Source organism: Algibacter sp. (genome assembly GCF_039977455.1).
GTDB lineage: Bacteria > Bacteroidota > Bacteroidia > Flavobacteriales > Flavobacteriaceae > Algibacter_B.
Map to the genome: position 1 here is coordinate 1 of NZ_JBDWDG010000033.1, position 5,515 is coordinate 5,515.

The 5,515-nt window shown below is 33.9% G+C and carries 2 protein-coding genes; both read right to left on the reverse strand.

Annotated elements, in window-relative coordinates; translation table 11 throughout:
- Positions 1 to 58 precede the first annotated feature (58 nt).
- A complete protein-coding gene (locus ABJM36_RS16300; protein WP_348452639.1) occupies positions 59 to 1,774 on the reverse strand; it encodes a RagB/SusD family nutrient uptake outer membrane protein in 1,716 nt (571 codons plus the stop codon).
- Positions 1,775 to 1,832: 58 nt separating this feature from the next.
- Positions 1,833 to 5,039, reverse strand: coding sequence for a TonB-dependent receptor (locus ABJM36_RS16305; protein WP_348452641.1), 3,207 nt, complete (start codon positions 5,037 to 5,039; stop codon positions 1,833 to 1,835).
- Between the last annotated feature and the right edge of the window lie 476 nt (positions 5,040 to 5,515).

Below are 5,515 nucleotides of genomic sequence, written 5' to 3' on the forward strand. Positions count from 1 at the left end.
AAAAACCTCCAACGATTTTAAATCGTTGGAGGTTTTTGTAAATAAATTTAATTATATTTTAGTAACCCGGATTTTGTGTTAGGTTAACATTATCATCTAAAAAAGGAATATAAATAGGTAGTAGATAGTAATTATCATTCCAAACTCTTTGATAGATTTCAAGATCTGACGAATCGTATTTTGGACCAGTTAAATCTCCTGGTAAATTTACGTCATCAGGAATTCCATAAACTGTACCAATTACTTGACTTCCTAATTTGTATCTCCATATATCAAACCAACGTTGAGGGCCTTCACCTGCAAACTCATATCTTCTTTCTAAAAGAATCGCATCAATCATGGTGTTTCCAGTTGTACCTCTTGTTACTGTTGGTAAGCCTATGTCTGCATATTTAGGCATTCCTACACGTTCTCTAACTTGGTCTAAAAACGGCAAAGCTTCAGCGTCTTTACCTTGTCCTGCTAAGGCTTCAGCATACATTAATAACACCTCAGAGTATCTAATTATTTTTAGATCTGCATCTCCTTCTATGTTATTATCCATGTAATAATCTGTGTATTTTTTAAAGCCATAACCTGTAGGGTTGTTGTTAGAACCTTGAACACGATCTCTTGTGTCGCCATAAAAAGGATGTGGTAAAAAGATATCATTATTAATACCATCTGTACCAAGGTACTCGTCTAAAGGTAATCTTACAGTAGCTTCAAGTCTAGGATCTCTATTAACCCAAGGGTTGGCAGGATCGTATGTTGGATCATCTTTAGGAAATAAACCGTTAATGGTTTGAACTTCTTCAATAAAATCTGATGTAAAACCAGGTCTTCTTTGGTTGTTACCACTACCGTTTGGTCCTTTGTATAAATCTCTAGGTGAAAACTGTAAAGCAATTCTACTAACATTAATACCTTTTATGTATATAGTTGTCAAGATGGTTTCTGGAGACGTTAAATCGCTTTCTGGAGTAAATTGTTCTTTAAAACCATCAATACCATCAACTAAAGAATATACGTTACTATTAATTATTTTTGAACAAGCCTCTTCTGCGCCTTGATATAAAGCATTTGGGTCTGAATGCCATCCTAAGGCATTTAAGTATGCACGAGATTTTAAAGCTAATGCAGCTCCTTTTGTAATACGGCCAATATCCTCCCCAGAATAAGATTCGGGTAGTTGGTCCTCTATTTCGCTTAATTCGCTAATAACAAAATCAAATACTTCTTGTCTAGGAGTTCTACTTGGGTTGTCTGAAGCTGATAGCGTGGAAGTTACTAATGGTACATCACCATAAGCTAATACCATAGTTTCATAAATCCAAGCTCTAAAAAATCTTGCTTCAGCAGCAAATCGTTCTCTATTAGATTCTGTTTCAAAAGTTGCTCCTGGTAATGCTTCTAAGAAAAAATTAATATTGGCAATATCATGGTATCTGTAAAAAGTTCTTAAAGATCTTCTGCTATCACTCCAATTAAAATCTGAACCTTGATTGTCTGCAGGATTTGCTATATTTCTATGAATAGCATCATCTGTCCAGAAATAAGGTATAATATAAGCTTGGTTTGCATCGATGGAAAATAAAGGGTCTTCAATATCTAAATTTGGTAATGAAAAGTAAAGATTATTTAAAGCTAAAGTTAAGTCTTCCTCTGACTGATAAACAGTAGATAAATCAAGATCATCAAGATCTTCTACTTTTAGAAAGTCTTCATTACACGAGGTAAAGGAAACCATCAACATCAAGAGAGATGCTATTTTGTATGCTTTTATATATTTCATAGTAAATAATATATTTAAAAATAAATGTTTCTGATATATTTTTATTCTATTCATAGTTTTAAAATTTAATATTTAAACCTAATGCTGTAGTAAATGGTAATGGGTAATCTACATTATTTACCCCCAATTCAGGATCCCAACCATAATCGTAAACAGGACTGTTAGTCCAAACAACTCCTATATTTTCCATAGATAAGTACAAGTTCATACTTTTAATAAATGAAAAACGGTTAAGTATGTTTTCACCAAAATCATAATTAAGTGTTACATTTTGTAGTTTAATAAATTCTGCATCTACAATAAAATGGTCTATGGAGCTATTATAATTTTCGTTACTTGTACTAACCGGTCTTGGTAGAAGTGCATTTGTATTAGTCTCAGACCAGTAGTCTAATTGGTAAGTCCATGGAATACCACCTCCTAAAAATGGATCTACTACATTGGCTGAATTCCAATATTGATTGTTGTCAAAAGAACCGTAGAAACGAGCTGATAGAGTAAAGTTCTCGTAAGAAACTCCAAGATTAAAACCAACATTCCAGTTTCTATCATTATTGTCATCTATCGTTACACGGTCGTCACTATTAATAACACCATCTGCAGTATCCATAACACCATCACCGTCGCTATCAATTGTTAATTGGTCTAAATATTTAAATCCACCTAAATAAGTACCTACGCCATTAGCGCCACTAACATCACTTTGGTCAATAAGAGTACCATCGGTAGTAGTGTAAGTATCAATTTCTTCTTGGCTATCAAAATACCCATCTACTTCATAACCAAAACGGTTGTTTACACTTAGCCCTATTTGACGTGTGTTACTTTCTGAACCACCTTCAATACGGGTAATTTTGTTATCATAATTAGATACGTTAGCAGCTATGTTGTAGCTAAATTTTCCTATCGTATTTTTATGGCTTACATTAAAATCCCAACCCCAACTTCTAACATCATAAGGGTTACCTTGAGCATCACCAAAGCCGTATTCGTAGGCTGTTGAAGAAATGTTATCTAAAATATCTTTACGGTTGTTAACAAAATATTCAGCACTTAATTGTAATTTTCTTTGAAACAATGAAGCGTCGACACCAACATTTAGTATCGTTGATGTTTCCCAAATTAAATCAGGGTTAACAAAGTCGTCAACTCCAATTCTCGCATTTGAAACACCACCTAAAGGGTATCCTGAGGCGTCATAGGTAACAAGTTGTTGCGTTACTGATCCTAAAGTTCCGTCTGAACCGGCAGAACCATACGATCCTCTAAATTTTAATTGATTTACGAAGTTAATATTGTCAAAAAACTTCTCTTTGGAAGCTACCCAACCTAAAGCAACAGAAGGGAAGAATCCCCATTTGTTTTCATCTGTAAAATAAGATGATCCATCTCGTCTAAAAGAAGCCTCAATTAAATATTTATCATCAAAACTGTAGTTAAATCTACCGATGTACGATAATGTTCTTGCATTTCCGCCTCTAATCTCCGTGTTTCCATCATCATAGATGTTCGAATCGTTAGGAAGTTCTCCTTGGTTCAGTGATATGATGTTATCGAAAAGAAAGCCTGTTCTACTCGCTGCTAAAGTTTCTGATTCTCCACTTTCACTTTGTATTGCTAAAAATGCTTTTGCTGCGTGTTTTCCTTTTTCAAACTCGTATGCTAAAGAGGTTAAAGAACGGAAATTGTGAGATTTAGTAGATTCTACCGCTAAGGTTCTCTCGTCTGTTGATGCTATAAAATAATCTCTATTTGCAGAATCTGGATTGGTGTAAGAATCTGGGTCTGTAGGATCAAGCCCAACTGAAGAGAAAGGGTTGCTCCAACCTCTTGCGTATTCATTAGTTTTGATGTAAGATATGCGCTCCTCGAAAGTTAATCCTTTTAATGGTGTGATTTTAGCATATAGTTGTACGTTTATTCGATCTAAATCCGATTCATCAAAACTTCCTGAAGATGCGCTTGCAACCGGGTTGGCTCCATCGGCAGTTCCATTACTTGCCCATAAGCCATCTTCTGTTTTTACAGGGTAAAAAGGTAAACCTCTTACGTTGCTACCTCCAACAACTTCAACAGATTTATCGGTACGGTTACTAATTAAGGTGTTAGTACCAACATTTAACCAGCTATTAATATCTGTATCCATTTTTAAACGTAAATTCAATCTCTCAAATTTATCTTCTCCAAGCGCTAAACCTTCTTGAGTAAGGTAACTACCCGTCATTAAATACCCAGTAGTTTCGGATCCACCTGATAAGGTTAAACTATGAGATTGTTGTACAGCAGTACTTTCAAAAATTTCTTCAATCCAATTCGTATCAGGATAAAAACCATTATTGGCTAAACTTAAAGAATTCGCATCCCAAGTTCCTGGTGCAATATCATTTTGAAACTCCATATACTGACTAGAATTTACAGTTTGCTGTAACCTAGGTGTTGTTTGCATAGAGGTAGTAGCATTATAACTTACAGTCGTCTTTTTATTTCGAGCTGCTTTCTTGGTTGTCACTAATAGCACTCCATTTGCACCACGTGCACCATAAACAGCTACTGCCGATGCATCTTTTAAAACAGATACACTTTCAATATCTTGTGGATTAATGTCTGATAAAGAACCTTCAAAGTTATCAATAATTACTAATACATCATTTGCCTCACCAATAGTACTAGTTCCTCTAATTTGTATGCTAGGTATTGCACCCGGAGAACCATTGTTATTACCCATAACTAAACCAGGAACCGATCCCACTAATGCAGAATACCCGTTGGTAACAGGTCTTTTCTCTAGATTTAATTCTTTATTAGTAACCTGAACTACAGAACTTACAACTTTACTAGAGCTCTGAGTTCCGTAACCAACCACTACCACTTCGTCTAGTTGAGAGATGTCTTCTTCTAAAGAGACATTTAAAGTCGTTTGGTTAGTAATGGCAACCTCTTTGGTTTTAAAACCAACAAAAGAAAAAACCAAAGTTGCACTTTGGTTGGATGTGCTTATGGAATAAACACCATCAAAATCGGTTTGAACGCCATTTGTTGTGCCTTTTTCTAAGACATTTACTCCTGGTATTGGTTGTCCGTTAACATCTGTTACGGTACCGCTTACTGTTTGTTGTAAATAGCTAGTAGATTTTTTAAGTTCTACACTCATAATAGGCTCCAAACCATAACTGGCAGAAACGCAAGAAAAAACTAAAACACTTAAGAAAAACCTTAAGTGCTCTTTTTTTCGACAGAAAGAGAAATTTTGTAATTTAATTTTCATAGAAATGTGAGTTAATTAATGATTAAAAAATATTGTGGTTAGTTGTGGTTTTTTGCTTTTAAACATCTCTTAACAAAAACAAATTATAGTTAAATAAAGCATTAAAAAATTGGATTGTTTAACCTTTGTTTTCTTAAAACCATGTTAAAAACGTAATAAAGCTATGTGTTTAAGTCGTAATGAAGATAAGATTTTCGACTAACAACACCTTGTGTTCGATAAATAAATATTAAAATTATGTTAATTTTTTATTAAATTAAAAAATGCAAATTAAAGCTACAAAAGGAAATTTATTAAACGCGGGTATTTAGGTCCATTAAGTTTAAGGTAAATAAAAAAACCTCCAACGATTTTAAATCGTTGGAGGTTTTTGTAAATAAATTTAATTATATTTTAGTAACCCGGATTTTGTGTTAGGTTAACATTATCATCTAAAAAAGGAATATAAATAGGTAGTAGATAGTAATTATCATTCC